The following is a 14,986-nucleotide window of genomic DNA, read 5'->3' as shown; positions in this document are numbered from 1 at the left end:
ATGCCCCGTGACCAGGCCCCCCGCAGACGTGTGATGGCCCAGATCGCGATGGTGATGAACCTCGACAAGTGCATCGGCTGTCACACCTGTTCGGTCACCTGCAAGCAGGCGTGGACCAACCGCGACGGCATGGAGTACGTCTGGTTCAACAACGTCGAGACCCGGCCCGGCCAGGGCTACCCGCGCCGCTACGAGGACCAGGAGAAGTGGCGCGGCGGCTGGGAGCTGAACAGGCGCGGCGCCCTGAAGCTGAAGAACGGCGGCCGGATCAAGTCGCTCCTGGAGATCTTCTCCAACCCCAAGCTGCCCGAGATCAAGGACTACTACGAGCCGTGGACGTACGAGTACAGGAACCTCACCGACGCCCCGCTCGGCGACGACTACCCGGTGGCCGAGCCTCGTTCCCTGATCTCCGGCAAGCCGATGAAGATCGAGTGGTCGTCGAACTGGGACGACAACCTCGGCGGCGCCACCGAGCACGGCCACCTCGACCCGATGGTCGCCAAGACCCGTCAACAGGCGGCTGACAAGGTGAAGTTCGCCTTCGAGCAGACGTTCATGTTCTACCTTCCCCGCATCTGCGAGCACTGCCTCAACCCGGCGTGCGTGGCGTCCTGCCCGTCCGGCGCGATGTACAAGCGCGAGGAGGACGGCATCGTCCTCGTCGACCAGGACCACTGCCGCGGCTGGCGCAAGTGCGTGACCGGCTGCCCGTACAAGAAGGTCTACTTCAACCACCGCACCGGCAAGGCCGAGAAGTGCACGATGTGCTACCCGCGCGTCGAGGTGGGCCTTCCCACGGTCTGCTCGGAGACCTGCGTGGGCCGGCTGCGCTACCTCGGGGTGATCCTGTACGACCCCGACAAGGTGACGGCGGCCGCCTCCGAGCCGGATGAACACAAGCTCTACCAAGCTCAGTTGGACGCCTTCCTCGACCCCGAGGACCCCGAGGTGCGCCGTGACGCCGAGCGGTCCGGCATCACGTACGACTGGATCGAGGCGGCGCGCCGCTCCCCCGTGCACGCGCTGATCAGCACCTACCGGGTGGCGCTCCCGCTGCATCCGGAGTACCGCACCATGCCGATGGTCTGGTACATCCCGCCGCTCTCCCCGGTGGTGGACGCGCTGACCGAGACGGGGCACGACGGCGAGGACGCCACGAACCTCTTCGGCGCCATCGACACCCTGCGCATCCCCCTCGAATACCTCGCGGAGATCTTCACGGCGGGAGACGTCGGCCCGGTGCGCGCCTCGCTGGAGAAGCTCGCGGCGATGCGGGCGCACATGCGGGCCATCAACCTCGGTGACGCGCCGGACAGTTCGGTGGCGCGGTCGGTGGGGATGTCGGGGCGCGAGGTCGAGGAGATGTACCGGCTGCTGGCCATCGCCAAGTACGAGGACCGGTACGTCATCCCGACCGCGGCCGTCGGGGACGCGCGGCGCCTGGAGGAGTCCGCCCTCCCCGAGCTGTCCGACTCGTGCAGCCTCGACTTCGAGGGCGGGCCCGGCATGGGCGGCGACGGCCCCTTCGGCCAGGATTCCGGCCGCAAGCAGCTGCCGCTTGTCACCATCGAGAACTTCCACGCGCTCCGTGACCGGCAGAGCGCCGACCGCGAGCCGAGAGCCACCGAGAAGGCGCACGCCGCCGAGGAGGACGACCAGTGACCGGCCACGCCGTGCTCTACCAGGCCGCGGCGCTCTGCCTCGGCTACCCCGACGAGGAGTTCCACGAGCGGCTGCCGCTGCTGAAGGCCGCCGCTCCCCCGGAGTTCGCCGACTTCCTGACGTACGCCGCGACCACCGACCCCCGGGAGCTGGCGGCGCACTACGTGCGGGTCTTCGACTTCAAGAACCGGCACAGCCTGTATCTCAGCTGGTGGCGGGAGGGTGACACCCGGCGGCGCGGCATGGCCCTGGTCCGCTTCAAGGAGGTCTACCGCGCGCACGGCCTGGAGTTCAGCGGCGAGGAGCTGCCGGACTTCCTGCCAGCGGTCCTGGAGTTCTCGGCCCGGGCGGGCCCCGTACTGCTCCTGGAGCACCGCAGCGGCCTGGAGCTGCTGCGGCTCGCGCTCGCCGACTTCGGCACGCCGTACGCGGCCGTGCTCGACGCGGTGTGCGCGAGCCTGCCGGGCCCCTCGCCCAAGGACCGCGCAGAGGCCCTCGCCCTGGCCCGCTCGGGGCCGCCTCGTGAGGACGTGGGCCTCGAACCCTTCGCACTCATCGGGGAACGCTGATGAAAACGCTGCTGTGGGGCGCCCTTCCCTACATCGCCTTCGTGCTGCTCGTGGCGGGCACCATCTGGCGCTACCGCTACGACAAGTTCGGCTGGACGACCCGCTCGTCACAGGTGTACGAGTCCAGGCTCCTCAACATCGCCTCGCCGATGTTCCATTACGGCATCCTCTTCGTGCTCGTCGGACATCTGGTGGGGCTGTTTCTCCCCGAGTCGTGGACCGAGAAGGCGGGCGTGAGCGAGCACACGTACCACCTGTTCTCGCTGTACGGCGGCACGGCGGCCGGGGTCCTTCTCGTCCTCGGCATCCTGCTGCTGCTCTACCGGCGGCGGACCAACACGCCGGTGTTCCGCGCGACGACCGCCAACGACAAGCTGATGTACCTGGTGCTGTTCGCGGCGATCGTGCTCGGCATGGTCGCCAAGCTGACGCACGCGTCCGGTGACGGCTACAACTACCGTGATTCCATCGCCCCTTGGGCGCGCAGCCTCTTCACGCTCCGGCCGGACATCGACCGGATGACAGGCGTGCCGGCGCTGTACGAGATCCACGCGGTCGTCGGCATGGTGCTGTTCGCCCTGGTGCCGTTCACCAGGCTGGTCCACATGTTCAGCGCGCCGCTCCAGTACCTCTTCCGGCCGTACGTGGTCTACCGCGCCCGGGATCCGAAGCGTCTTGACGCACGGCCGGAGAGGCGCGGCTGGGAGCGGACGGGGTCTTAGGGCCTCAGGATCTCAGGCCGCTCCTCCCTGGCCGCCCTTGCCCCGGCCGTCGTCGTCCTTGGCGTCCCTGCCCTTGTCGTCCTCGTCCACGATCTCGGCGTCGACCACGCCCTCTTCCGCGGAGGGGTCCGTGGAGGAACCGCTGGGGCCCGTCTCCTCCTGGGCGCCCCCGCCTGAGGCCGCGTACATCGCCTGGCCCATCTTCTGGCTGACCGCCGCCAGCTTCTCGGCGCCGGTGCGCAGGGCGGCGGTGTCGTCGGCGCGGTTCTTGAGGAGTTCCTTCAACTCCGCGGCGGCTGCCTCGACTTCGGTCTTGGTCTCGCCGGGGATCTTGTCGCCGTTCTCCCGCAGGAACCGTTCCGTCTGGTAGACGAGCTGCTCCGCCTGGTTGCGGGTCTCGGCGGCCTCGCGCCGTTTGCGGTCCTCCTCCGCGTGCTGCTCGGCCTCGCGGACCATGCGGTTGATGTCGTCCTTGGGCAGCGCCGAGCCGCCGGTCACCGTCATGCGCTGCTCGCGTCCGGTGGCCTCGTCCTTCGCCGAGACGTGCATGATGCCGTTGGCGTCGATGTCGAAGGTGACCTCGATCTTCGGGACCCCGCGCGGGGCCGGCGGCAGCCCCGTCAGATCGAAGACGCCGAGCTTCTTGTTGTAGGCGGCGATCTCCCGCTCCCCCTGGAAGACCTGGATGCCGACCGAGGGCTGGTTGTCCTCGGCGGTCGAGAAGGTCTCCGAACGCCGGGTGGGAATCGTGGTGTTGCGCTCGATGAGCTTGGTCATGATGCCGCCCTTGGTCTCGATGCCCAGGGACAACGGGGTCACGTCGAGGAGCAGGACGTCCTTGACGTCTCCCCGGATCACCCCGGCCTGGAGGGTCGCGCCGAGCGCGACCACCTCGTCGGGGTTGACGCCCTTGTGCGGGTCCTTCCCGGTGAGTTCCCTGACCAGTTCGCTCACGGCGGGCATGCGGGTGGAGCCGCCCACCAGGATCACGTGGTCGATCGCGGAGAGCTTGATGTTCGCGTCCTTGACGGCCTGGTGGAAGGGCTCCTTGCAGCGGTCGAGCAGGTCGGCCGTCAGTTCCTGGAACTGGGCGCGCGTCAGCCTCTCGGCGAGGTGCAGCGGGCCCTCCGCCGAGGCGGTGATGTAGGGGAGGTTGATGTCCGTCTCGCTGGAGGAGGACAGCTCGATCTTCGCCTTCTCGGCGCCCTCGCGCAGGCGCTGGAGAGCCATCTTGTCCTTGCCGAGGTCGATGCCGTGCCCGTTCTTGAACTGCCGTACCAGGTGCTCGACGATCCGCTGGTCCCAGTCGTCGCCGCCCAGCTGGGTGTCGCCGTTGGTGGCCTTCACCTCGATGACGCCCTCGCCCATCTCCAGGAGCGAGACGTCGAAGGTGCCGCCGCCCAGGTCGAAGACGAGGACGGTCTGGTCGTCGCCCTTGTCCAGGCCGTACGCGAGGGCCGCGGCCGTCGGTTCGTTGATGATGCGCAGGACGTTGAGCCCCGCGATCTCGCCGGCCTCCTTGGTGGCCTGGCGCTGGGTGTCGTCGAAGTACGCGGGCACGGTGACCACCGCGTCGGTGACGTCCTCGCCCAGGTAGGACTCGGCGTCGCGCTTGAGCTTCTGCAGGACGCGCGCCGACAGCTCCTGCGCGGTGTAGCGGATGCCGTCCACGGAGCCGCTCTCCGGGAAGCGCCAGCCGCTGTCGCCCATGTGGCGTTTGACGGAGCGGGCGGTGCGCTCCACGTTCGTGACCGCCTGCCGCTTGGCGACCTCCCCCACCAGGACCTCGCCGCTCTTCGCGAAGGCTACGACCGACGGGGTGGTGCGCGCGCCCTCCGCGTTGGCGACGACGGTCGGTTCACCACCCTCCAGCACGGCCACCACTGAGTTCGTCGTTCCGAGATCGATCCCGACCGCACGTGCCATGGTCCAGCCCCTTCCGCCGCGAGCGCATGTCCCCCGTATCCAGGTCTACTCCGCACTCCATCACAAAACTTGAGCGGCACCTTGTCAATGCCCTGACGCGACAATGCCGCCGCCCCGGTGCGGGACGGCGGCACTGTCAACGGGCGTCGCGTCAGGCCAGTTTGGCGGAGAGCGTGATGGTCGTGCCCGTCAGCGCTTGGCTGACCGGGCAGTTGGCCTTGGCGTCCTCGGCGGCGGCGGTGAAGGCCTGCTCGTCCAGGCCCGGCACCTCGCCCTCGACGGTGAGGTGGATGCCGGTGATGCCGGTGCCCGGCTGGAAGGTCACGTCGGCGGACGTGGTCAGGCGGGTGGGCGGGGTGCCGGCGCCCGTCAGGCCGTGCGAGAGCGCCATCGAGAAGCAGCTGGAGTGCGCGGCGGCGATCAGCTCCTCCGGGCTCGTCTTGCCGTTCGCCTCCTCGGCGCGCGACGGCCAGGACACCGCCTGCTGCCCGATGCCGGAGGAGTCGAAAGTGACGGTGCCCGAGCCCTCCGTCAGAGAGCCTTCCCAGACCGTGTGCGCGGAGCGCGTGGTTGCCACGATGCAGTTCCCTTCAGTGCGGTTCCGTGATCGGAACTTCCTTGGCCACCATCCGATCACACTCGGGGGGCGCCTCAAAGCGCCTGCCGATGGCGACCGTCACGGCTTGCGTGTCACTCCCCGCCTGCGGCGCCGGCCGGGCCGCCCATACCCATGCCGCCGAGCATTCCCCCCATCAGCTCCTCGACATCCAGCTCGGTGGCGCCCGCGGGGGCGGTGGTCTTGGTGCCGTCGGTCATCCGTATGACCAGGCCGAGCCTCTTGACCTTGGTGTTCTCGGCGAGCTTGGCTAGGTCGAGGCGGACCTCCTTCAGCTCCTCGTTCTTCAGCGTGATGTCCGCCCTGACCTTGCCGTTCGGGGCGTCCTTCAGCTCCTTGGCCGTCGGCAGCTCCGCACCCGGCGGCAGCTTCTTCGCCAGCGGGCGCAGCTCGTCGACCAGTTCGGTGGCCAGGGTGCGGAAGGGCGCGGTGGCGGTGATGCGCTCGGTGCCGTCCTCGCCCCCGGCCGTCTTCAGCTTGACCTCACGGCCGACGACCTCGCGCACGGCCTTCACGAGCTTCTTCTGCGTCGCGGCGTCGAGGGTGGGCTCCGGGGACGGCTCGGCCCCCGACCCGCCGCCGCCCTCTGCGGCGAGCCGCTCCATCTGCTTGGTGTCGATCTTCACCCACTCGCCCTCAAGGACCTTCTTGAGGGCGCCGGCCTCCGGGGGCAGGTCCGCCGCGGTCGGCATCGGGGTGCCCATGGCCTTGCCGAACTTGGCCAGATCGCTGCGGAAGTACGTCTGGTCGCCGATGACCCGGTACTCGGCCAGCTTCCCGTCGGGACCGCTGACCTTCATCGCCATGCGGTCGAAGTCCTTCTCACCGGACTCGCCGAACGGCTTCCTCGACTGCACGGTGACGCTGATCTTCGCATCGCTGAGCAGCCGCGCGGCCTCGTCAGGCATCTCCTCGCCCGGCTCCGAGCCCGAGGAGTCGTCCAGCGCCTTGAGCGAGGCGGCGTCGGTGTCCAGGGAGAACTCGAAGGAGAGCGACTTCTTGTCGTTCAGGTTCTCGAAGGCCTCGTCGAGCTTCTGGCCGGCGGACAGCTGCTCCACGGTGCCGCAGGCGGCCGAGCCGGCGAGGACCGCGCCGACGACTGCGGTGGCGGTCAGAGTCTTACGTATGGCGGTGATGATGATCTCCTAGTGAGTGTGTTCGGTCGGTAGACCCACACCTGCCTCAAATGGTTGCGCTGTTCCTGACAGGACGCGGGAGAGCGGCCCGTCGGCACGGAACGGCCCTCGCACCCTTCCCGAGCGGGCCGACCGGGGCCGCCCTAAGAGGCCCGGGGCCGCTCTAAAAGGCAGTTGCGAACATGTGGGGATGAACACACACCACGCGTCCGGCCCGCCGATCGCGATCCGGCTCGCCCAGTACACACACGCTGACGTGGCCGAGATCCTGGGCGGTGGCGACGACCCGTTCGGTGTCGCGGATACCGGCCTGGCCTGGCTGTCCAAGGAACAGCACTTCGGCATACGTCACGAGGGCCGACTCGTGGCACACGCGGGACTGCGACGCCTGCCGGTGACGGTCGGTGGGACCGACCTGGAAGTCGTCGGAGTCGGCGGCGTGGCCGTCGCCCCCGACGTACGCGGCCGGGGCCTGGCACGGTCGGTCGTCGCGGCGGCCCTGTCCCACGCCCGCACCCTGGGTCCGCGTCATGCCCTGCTCTTCTGCCGCCCGCCGCTCGTCGCGCTGTACGAGAGGCTCGGCTGGCGTCCGATCGACGAGGAACCCTCCGCCGAGGTCCTGGTCGAGCAGCCCGGTGACCGCGTGGTGACCATGCCGCTGCGGACGATGGTGACGCCGCTGCACGAGAACGCCCAGTGGCCCGCCGGGCCGGTGCGGCTGCGGTCGCTGCCCATGTGAGCATTCGATGATCTTGTTCGGCGATTGAGCCGCGGCAGGACGGCGTGGATCTGCGCAGCGTTTCGCCTCGGCGCGAGAATTCGGCGCGAGAAGAGGGGAATTCTGTGCGTCGCATGTGATTGCTCTGACCCTGGCCCTGGCCCTGGCCGCCGACGGGCACGGAACAGAGGCGGGTGATGCGGATGAGTATCGACATCGCCGGATGCGCCGACTACACCCCTTTCCACTTCAATGCGCCGTGGCTAGCGGGCTCCAACTGCTACCGCTCGCACACAAAGGGGTTTACAGTCAGTGCCCTCGGTTTTCATATGGATCGGGCGCCATCGACGCGCCGCATAGCTTCGCCACGCGTGGCGAGACCCCCACATCAGTGGGCGTCGACAGCGGAATCCGCGAGAGCACCTCGCCTAGCAGGCAGGTCGAAAATGAGCCGGAATCCTGGATTCAACGCCCCCTACCCCGCCCTGCAATACGCAAGTTGGGGTTCCCGACTGAAGGCCCGGATATCCGATTCAGTGTTTTCGATCACAGCCTCCCCCGTGTCGACTCTCGTTTTGACCATCATCGCCCACAACGCGAGCCACTCGACCACCAGGCTGATCGGATGGTTGGGATTGGTAGGAAATATTGTCGGAATCTTCAAAATGACCCATGAGATCGGCAAGACCGGCCAGACACGCGGCAGGCGCATGGCGCACATCCGAGTCATAGACGCTGACACCTTCCAACCAATTGGTTTCAGTCGATCATTCCTGCGTCTAATGGCGCAAATAGTCGATGGCTGCTCCACAATCGGTCCATTTCGACCCCTATGGAACAGTAGGCGACAAACCTATGCAGATCTGATCTCTCGGTCTATCGTTGTTGTCGCCTGGTAGCGCGGCACGAACTCGTCCGATGCTTTGACTGCTTCAGCTGCTTTGACTGCTTCGGCTGCTTCGGCTGCTTCGGCGTTGAAAACTATCGGTGATCACACTGGTCTCACCGTTCAGGGGCCGGCAGAGCCTCCTGCTCGGACCTGAGGATGGTGAACGCTCATCGACGCCGGGAAGGGGCGTGGGGGCGTGACGAGTGAGGAATACGCGGTTCTCAGAGCGAGGATGCTGCTCAGCGTTTCTCGGTGGACGCAACAGGATTACGCCGACGCGGTGCGGACGCACGACGAGTTGGAGGAGCCCGGCGCGGAAATGTCGACGGTCGAGGCACGCGAACTGCGTAAGCGGTTGCGGACGCCCCCCGCGTCGATGCTCGAGGCCGGCCTCATCAGCGGCGCGAGACGGGCGGTTTTCGCCGGCGGCCACCTGGACCGGCCGTCCGGCCCGGCGCGTCGGATGTACAGCCTGGCTTACCTGGCCCTGGTCCGCTTCGACCAGGCCCTCACGGGAAACCGGCAGTGCCTCGATGCGGCGATCATCTTGTGGCGTACCTGCCTGGAGGCATGGGAAGCAGCGGGCGAAACCGAGCGGTCGGCGTTCGCCGGCGAGATCCACTCGGTCGACTGCTCTCTGGCCGGGGCGCTGGGAACTCGCTACAACCTGAACCGCGAATTTCTGGTGCACCCCGATCCTCCCCTGCGCCCGGACGACGTCAGGGCCGACCTGGAGGAGGCCTTCCGGGCCATTGAGCGGGGAACCGCCCGGTTGCCGTCTCACCGGGACGGCTCGGATCCGCAACTCCAGGTTTTCAGGCAGCAGCTTCAGGCCGTCAAGGCCTACCTCGTGTCTTTGAAGTACGCCGATATGCCGGCCGGTCCCGGCTCGGGCTCGGGCTCGGGCTCGGGCTCCGAAATGAGCGCCATTGTCGCCGAGTTGGATCTGATCCCCTACGCCCCACCAGGTGACACGACAGGGGCGCGTTCGACTTGGCTCGGCACCCGGATGTTCCTCGCTCAAGCCCTCAGCGGACCCGGAGCACGAATCAGTGATCTGCGCCGGGCCGAGAAGGTGCTGCTCGGGTTTCTCGAAGCTCCGGATCTCACCGAGGAGTCGCTGATCGCGGCCGCACAATTGAGTCTGGCCACGGCACGGATGCTCCTCGCCGACAGCACCGGCGACGAACGCTACAGGCCACTCGCCCAGGACGCATTCGAGCAGTCCTATCTGACAGGTGCGCGCAGCAATCTCCGTACGGCCTGGGACGCGGCGACCCAGCAGGCGGGGTGGGCGCGCCGGGACGGCCACCGCCTGGTGGCTGCCCGGGCCTATGCCGCCGCGTTCCGTGTGCTCCCCGTGCTCACGCACACCCAGATCACCCGCGCGGACAAAGAGTCGGCCCTGGCGATGGCTGCCGACACGCTGCCGATGTGTGCGAGGGAGCTGGCGAATTCGTCCGCCCCCGAGGACAGGATCGAGGCCGTGCTCGCCCTGGAGGGAGCCCGTGGCGTCCTGCTGGCCGAAGGGCTCGGCCAGCTCGCGGGTCCCGCCGCCGACCGGGCCACTTCGCGGCCCTCCTCGACCGCCGAGGGCGACGCCCGGACGGCACAGGCCATCGCGTACCTCACTCGTGAGCTGGACGGGCTCCGGCGGCAGGAACTCACTCACCCGGCCGGTACGGCGTGGAGGGGCGCGGCACGCATGGCCGCATGTCAACGGCAACTGGCCCTGGTGCACGCCCGAAGCCGGGACGGATCCGACGAGCCGGCCTCTCCCGACTGGCAGGAGATCGTCACGCTCGCTGGGGACGCCCCCCTGGTGTACCTCACTGTGTCCAGGGACGGCGGCGCGGCTCTCGTGGTGACCGGCGAGGAATGCCGATGGACCGGTCCGGTACCGGTGGACCTGCCGACGCTCACCGTGGACGTCGCCGGGAAACTGCTCGACAAGCTGCACGAAGCCGAAGTCCTGCGGGACCGGCAGAAGTCCCCGAAGTACGGCAGAACTCGCGGGCAGCTGACCAGGGATGTGGTCAACGACCTCTGGGCACAGGTGATGCAGCCGATCGCCAACGTGCTCGCGGACTGTGAACGGGCCGTCCTTCTGCCGGGAGGGCTCCTGGGCATGCTGCCCCTCCACGCGGCCGGGACATGTGCCTCGAAGCGGGTCGACAAATGGCGGTTCCTCCTGGAGACGACCGCTCTCTCCTATGCCCCGCACGCCGCCGCGCTGCGCAGTGCGGCGCGCGGCCGGCAGGCGATCACCCGGCTCACCTTTGTTCACCCCGCCCCGACCCCGGCTCATGGAGCGAGCCAGCCTCCCCTGAACGTGGCGGCGGAGTTGAGCGGCGTCAGATCTGCTCATCCCCCCGGTGTCACGATGACGGAGATCGAATCCGAGGAGGTCTCCAGGGCTCGCCTACTCGATGCGTTGCGGACCACCGACGTCCTGCACTTCACCGGACACGGCGACGTGGACAGCGGCAATCCACTCGGCAGCGGCCTGCACCTCGGTGGCGACGCCCGGCTGAAGGTACGTGACCTCTTGGCCGCACACGAGGTGCGTGCCATGTTCGCCGTGCTCTCGGCCTGCGGCACCGCTGTGACGGGTGACGCTCTGCCCGACGAGGTGGTAGGGCTGCCGGCGGCGCTCATCCAGGCCGGTCTGCGCGGGATCGTCGCCACGCAATGGACGTGCTTCGACGACTTCACGGCGCCGCTCATGAGGGAGTTCTACCGATGCTGGCTCAGCGGCACCCACCCCTCGGTGGCACTCGCACGTGCGCAGGCCACCGTCCTGCGCCAGGGCCTCCTGGTCAATCCGTTCGCCTGGGCCACCTTCGCGTACACCGGTGCCTGACGAGGCCCCGGCCCCAAAGCGCCTCTGACCGGCACGACGGGGCGGTACCGTTACCGTCAGTCATCGGTGTCCGGATCCGTAGTGGCGTCCCCCTCTTCTGGCGGGACCGATGCCGGAGAAACCTCCATAGCCTCTTGCGGAGGCGGACGCATCTGGTCCGGAGTGAGCATCGACCGGCCGTGCGAGCGGCCGACGCCGCCTCCCAACGTCTCGGTCGGATCGAACTCGTCGTCCAACGCTTTCACCTGTTCCGGCTCGGCCTGTGCCGTGTCCGGCGGTTCGGGCACTTCGGGCTGGTCCGTGGTCATCCCCACATCACCTCGATATAGGTGATCTCCTCCCGGGAGATCAGAAGGCCGATATTGCGCAGTACCGGTCGCCCGTCGGCGCCACGCCGGAAGCTTCCGTCCGGCAGGGCCGCCGCGGTGTCGCAGAGGTAGAGGTCATGCGGCTGCGGATACGCCGAGGCACGGGAGTCGAGCTGTCCACGTGCATCACGGGCGAAGACCCCCAGAATCCAGCCGTTGGTCCCACCATCGGTGTCCCGCAACCTGATCCGGAGCCACAGCGCGGAATCATGGCCGAACAGGGCGTCCCAGGCCAGCGGTTCGGGTGTCTGCCCGTTGACGATCCGTGCCCAGCGGCGCCCCCTGCGGAACGCACTGCCGACGGCGAACCCCGCCAAGAGCGGCACGACGACGTACGGGAGCGGCAGCCACCACCAGGCCCACGGCACCGGAGGCCGCGTCAACCGCCCCGACTCCCAGACACGCAGATACGCCCACGCAGTGAGCGGGGCCAACGCCAGATGGAACAGAGCCGCAGTCGCGGCCACCCGTATAACACGGTCGGCCAGCCCGGCCCGGACGACAGCCGTCTCGCGTTCCACCGCGAAGAGGTAGAGAGCCCCCGGCAGTAGAGCGATCATGGCCACCGCGGCAGCCTCGAATGTGCTCACCCTCACCCCCGGTGGACATCGCTGTCGTTCCGCCAGCTCGCCAAGAAGGCTGCCCTCTTCACTCGACAGCAATCGCTGGGCTCGGACGGATTCGCCTGTCCGCCACAGACACCCGACCGGAGCGATGTCCCTGATAAGCCACCGACGCCGCCCCTGTCCCCGACTCTCCTCCGACCGTAGGGAAATTACGTATGCGGATCCGGAACGCGGCGGCCGAAGCGGCGCGTCAGAGATTTCAGTAGTAGGTGCGCCAGGAATCGCCGGCCGACCACGTGACCGCATCAGGCGGAACCGCGCGGACCAGCTGTTCTCAGGTGCCATCTCCACAATCGAACGTGTCGGTGAGCAGCGCATGTTGGGGTTTCTCTTCGCTGGCTAGCCCGGCTCCTTTCGGCCGACCACTCGAAGCCGTCAACGAACCGTCTCCAGGCGTCGCTGCTGCAAGCTCCCTTCTACAAGGCTCACTTGGAGATGCTCAGATCATGACATTCAAGAACCTCCCACCCGCGGGGCAGATCCGTTACTGCCGAGACAAACTCGCGCGCGTCGACGAACTCGAGAAGCAGGTACGTGGCATGCCGAGCACCCAGCAGAGCCGTGAAACCCTGCGCGACCTGGCAACCGCCCGTGGTGAGTACATCAAGGCGCTGAAGCGGCTCGAAAATCCTTCGCTGTGGCAACGGATCAACCGGTGGGTCAACGAGTGGGCGGCCGAGGACCGGGCGCGGGAGGCGGCGCGGAAACGCCGGCGCGGGTGCACGAGCTGCAACGGCACAGGCCAAGTCACAGGCGCCGGGAACTGGTTCGAGAGCTGCCGGTCCTGCCACGGGACCGGTCAGTACCGGGAATACCTCTGATCGGCACCGGGCTCCAGCAGCGACCGCAGGGGGCCTCCCTGTGCTCTCACCATGCGTACCGCCCGACGATCAGCTCATCACCGCTATGCCGATGACGCCCCCTGACAGGGACCCTGACAGCTAACGCAAACAGGGGCAGGCGAGGAGACCGACGTTCTCATCGCCGCAGCGCCGGGACGAAAACGGGCCGCGTGGAGTGTGCCGGACGGGCGGGGGGTGTTCGAGTCGAGGGTGCAGGTGCGCGTCCGCCGATACGAACGCAGCCGTGTGGGTCGCCGCGCCACAGGGGGCTTCTGAGGTGCGGGAACGGGCCCGTGACGCGGGCCCTATGGCCGGAATGGCAACTGGGCAAGGCGCGTGCGCGGTGACACTTTGAGGCCTTCTCGCGCACGACAGCGAGGAGTCCTCTCAGGGGGTTTGGCCATGCGCATCAACTACTCGGACCGCGGTCCGTCCCCGCTGGAACCGGAGAAGCCCGGAGCGGCGGGTGAGCGGGACTCGACCTTCGGCTGGTGGGGTGCCTTCAGCATCCAGAAGTTCGTCAACCAGTCGCCGCTCTACCACACCCACGCCGACGCCACCGGCTGGCTGGCGTACCTCCAGCAGTTCTACGACCGCAACTTCTGGTTCGCCGACGGCGGCGCCCAGGTGTGGGCCTACGAGGAGACGTACGACAACTGGCAGGACCGCTACGGCATGGACGCCGTCTGCGCCGTCTACCACTCGGGCCACGGCGGCATGGACAACAACGGCGTGTTCTTCGCGCCGCTCGGCGCCGCCTGGGACGGCCGCAGCGACGCCGTCTCCAACCGGATGGCCCTCGGCAACGAGAAGGCGAACTACGTCTTCTGGTCGACCTGCGACTCGCTCAAGGTCACCGGCGGCCACTCGCCGATCCGCACCTGGGCCGGGCCCAACATCGGCTTCCGCATGATCTTCGGGTTCGAGACGGTCAGCATCGACAGCCCGGACTACGGCAAGAAGTTCTGGGAGAAGTGGCGGGCCGGACAGACGTACTGCGACGCCTGGCTGAACGCCAGCTGGGACATCCACCACGGCCAGGCACCGTCGGTCGCCGCGGCCGGCGCCACCCAGGCCGAGGCCGTCAACCGCCTCAACACCGAGCGGAACTTCTACCGCGAGCACGTGCCGGACAACTGGTACGCCTGGCGCTGGTACCACGCCCGCGAGGGCGTCAGGGAGCCGCTCACCCGGATCCCCGGGCAGCAGCAGATCGTGCAGCTCGCGCCGCGCAACCCGGGCGAGGAACTCGCCGGGCTCGGGCGGCTGGCCGACTTCCCGTCGGCGGCGCTGCAAGAGGTCCAGGTCGAGCAGCAGGGCGTGCTCAGCGCCACCTCCGGCGACCGGATCGTCTCCACCGACGCGCGTGGCGTGAGCTGGGTCAAACTCGCCGCGCCCAACCACCGCAACACCCAGCAGCTGCCCACCGAGCGTGCGGTCGAGGCGGCGCGCTCGTTCGCCGAGCGGTACGCGGAGGGTGCCGAACTGGTCGTCGACAGCGTGCTCGACCTGATGCAGAACTCCGGGACGAAGGACGGCTCCGAGGTGGGGCGCCCGATCTCCCTGGAGACGCACGTGACCTTCCGCCAGGTCTTCGACGGCGTGCCCGTCATCACCCCGGACCGCGGCCTGATCCGCGTCGGCCTCGACAACGACGGCACCGTGATCCAGTCGCAGATCGCCACCCGCAGGCCCACCGGTGTCACGCGCGAGCCGAGCACGGAGGTCTCGCCGCCCGAGCCCAAGGCCGGCAGGTCCTCGGCCTCCCCGCTGGAGCGCGACCCGCGCAAGGCGCTCGACGCGGCGCAGAAGACGCTGCTCGCCCACCTCGCGGCGGTCACCGCGGACCAGCAGCGGGAGCGCGGCGCGGCGGCGGAGCAGGAGCTGCGGATCCAGGACGTGCCCGGCACCTTCGAGGTCGGCTACGAGGTGGAGGACAACGAGGCGTACCCCGCGGCCCGCAAGCTGATCGAGATCGGCTCGCGGGACAGCATGTTCAGGACCCGGCGCTGGGTCGTCGCACCACTGGCGAGGTAGGCGCGCGAG

Annotated in this window: 13 protein-coding genes; 8 read left to right on the top strand and 5 right to left on the bottom strand. The window is 68.4% G+C overall.

What is annotated here, in order from left to right; translation table 11 throughout:
- The 3 genes from narH to narI are packed head-to-tail and all read left to right on the top strand — an operon-like array spanning position 1 to position 2,956.
- Complete coding sequence (gene narH / locus CP975_RS30420; protein WP_246201685.1) at positions 1-1,665, top strand: nitrate reductase subunit beta; 1,665 nt, start codon at positions 1-3, stop codon at positions 1,663-1,665.
- Positions 1,662-2,234 (top strand): nitrate reductase molybdenum cofactor assembly chaperone, encoded by a 573-nt coding sequence (gene narJ / locus CP975_RS30415; RefSeq protein ID WP_055526720.1) that lies wholly within the window; start codon positions 1,662-1,664, stop codon positions 2,232-2,234. Before narH ends, narJ begins: the two co-directional genes overlap by 4 nt.
- Positions 2,234-2,956, top strand: coding sequence for a respiratory nitrate reductase subunit gamma (gene narI, locus CP975_RS30410; protein ID WP_055526718.1), 723 nt, complete (start codon positions 2,234-2,236; stop codon positions 2,954-2,956). Before narJ ends, narI begins: the two co-directional genes overlap by 1 nt.
- Positions 2,957-2,968: 12 nt before the next feature.
- Here narI and dnaK read toward each other — a convergent pair whose 3' ends face one another.
- From dnaK to CP975_RS30395, 3 genes are all read right to left on the bottom strand, one after another.
- Positions 2,969-4,882, bottom strand: coding sequence for a molecular chaperone DnaK (gene dnaK, locus CP975_RS30405; RefSeq protein ID WP_055526717.1), 1,914 nt, complete (start codon positions 4,880-4,882; stop codon positions 2,969-2,971).
- Positions 4,883-5,033: 151 nt separating this feature from the next.
- Positions 5,034-5,459 (bottom strand): OsmC family protein, encoded by a 426-nt coding sequence (locus tag CP975_RS30400; protein ID WP_030791958.1) that lies wholly within the window; start codon positions 5,457-5,459, stop codon positions 5,034-5,036.
- 113 nt (positions 5,460-5,572) lie between these two features.
- Positions 5,573-6,556 carry a hypothetical protein gene (locus CP975_RS30395; RefSeq protein WP_055526715.1) on the bottom strand — a complete coding sequence of 328 codons (984 nt, stop codon included), beginning with the start codon at positions 6,554-6,556 and terminating at the stop codon, positions 5,573-5,575.
- Positions 6,557-6,824: 268 nt separating this feature from the next.
- On the opposite strand from CP975_RS30395, the gene CP975_RS30390 reads away from it, so the two are divergent.
- The 3 genes from CP975_RS30390 to CP975_RS30380 all read left to right on the top strand — a co-directional run bounded on the left by CP975_RS30390 (position 6,825) and on the right by CP975_RS30380 (position 11,104).
- The gene (locus CP975_RS30390; protein ID WP_055526714.1) at positions 6,825-7,373 is read left to right on the top strand and encodes a GNAT family N-acetyltransferase; all 549 of its coding nucleotides are present in this window, start codon (positions 6,825-6,827) and stop codon (positions 7,371-7,373) included.
- A 176-nt stretch (positions 7,374-7,549) separates the two neighbouring features.
- A complete protein-coding gene (locus CP975_RS36685) occupies positions 7,550-8,251 on the top strand; it encodes an RDD family protein (RefSeq protein ID WP_150477573.1) in 702 nt (233 codons plus the stop codon).
- 186 nt (positions 8,252-8,437) lie between these two features.
- Positions 8,438-11,104 carry a CHAT domain-containing protein gene (locus tag CP975_RS30380; RefSeq protein WP_055526712.1) on the top strand — a complete coding sequence of 889 codons (2,667 nt, stop codon included), beginning with the start codon at positions 8,438-8,440 and terminating at the stop codon, positions 11,102-11,104.
- Positions 11,105-11,160: 56 nt separating this feature from the next.
- Here CP975_RS30380 and CP975_RS30375 read toward each other — a convergent pair whose 3' ends face one another.
- Both CP975_RS30375 and CP975_RS30370 read right to left on the bottom strand, forming a co-directional pair.
- Positions 11,161-11,412 (bottom strand): hypothetical protein, encoded by a 252-nt coding sequence (locus tag CP975_RS30375; protein WP_150477572.1) that lies wholly within the window; start codon positions 11,410-11,412, stop codon positions 11,161-11,163.
- Positions 11,409-12,062 (bottom strand): DUF6338 family protein, encoded by a 654-nt coding sequence (locus CP975_RS30370; protein WP_150477571.1) that lies wholly within the window; start codon positions 12,060-12,062, stop codon positions 11,409-11,411. The genes CP975_RS30375 and CP975_RS30370 overlap by 4 nt, the downstream gene beginning before the upstream one ends.
- Before the next feature lie 482 nt (positions 12,063-12,544).
- Here CP975_RS30370 and CP975_RS30365 point away from each other — a divergent pair, with 482 nt between their 5' ends.
- Together CP975_RS30365 and CP975_RS30360 are read left to right on the top strand one after the other, a co-directional pair.
- Positions 12,545-12,919, top strand: a complete 375-nt coding sequence (locus CP975_RS30365; RefSeq protein ID WP_055526708.1) for an MCP four helix bundle domain-containing protein — start codon at positions 12,545-12,547, stop codon at positions 12,917-12,919.
- Positions 12,920-13,342: 423 nt separating this feature from the next.
- Positions 13,343-14,977 carry a DUF6345 domain-containing protein gene (locus CP975_RS30360; RefSeq protein WP_055526706.1) on the top strand — a complete coding sequence of 545 codons (1,635 nt, stop codon included), beginning with the start codon at positions 13,343-13,345 and terminating at the stop codon, positions 14,975-14,977.
- Positions 14,978-14,986 lie beyond the last annotated feature (9 nt).

This window comes from Streptomyces alboniger (assembly GCF_008704395.1).
GTDB lineage: Bacteria > Actinomycetota > Actinomycetes > Streptomycetales > Streptomycetaceae > Streptomyces > Streptomyces alboniger.
This window is presented reverse-complemented; position numbering and strand designations above follow the sequence as displayed.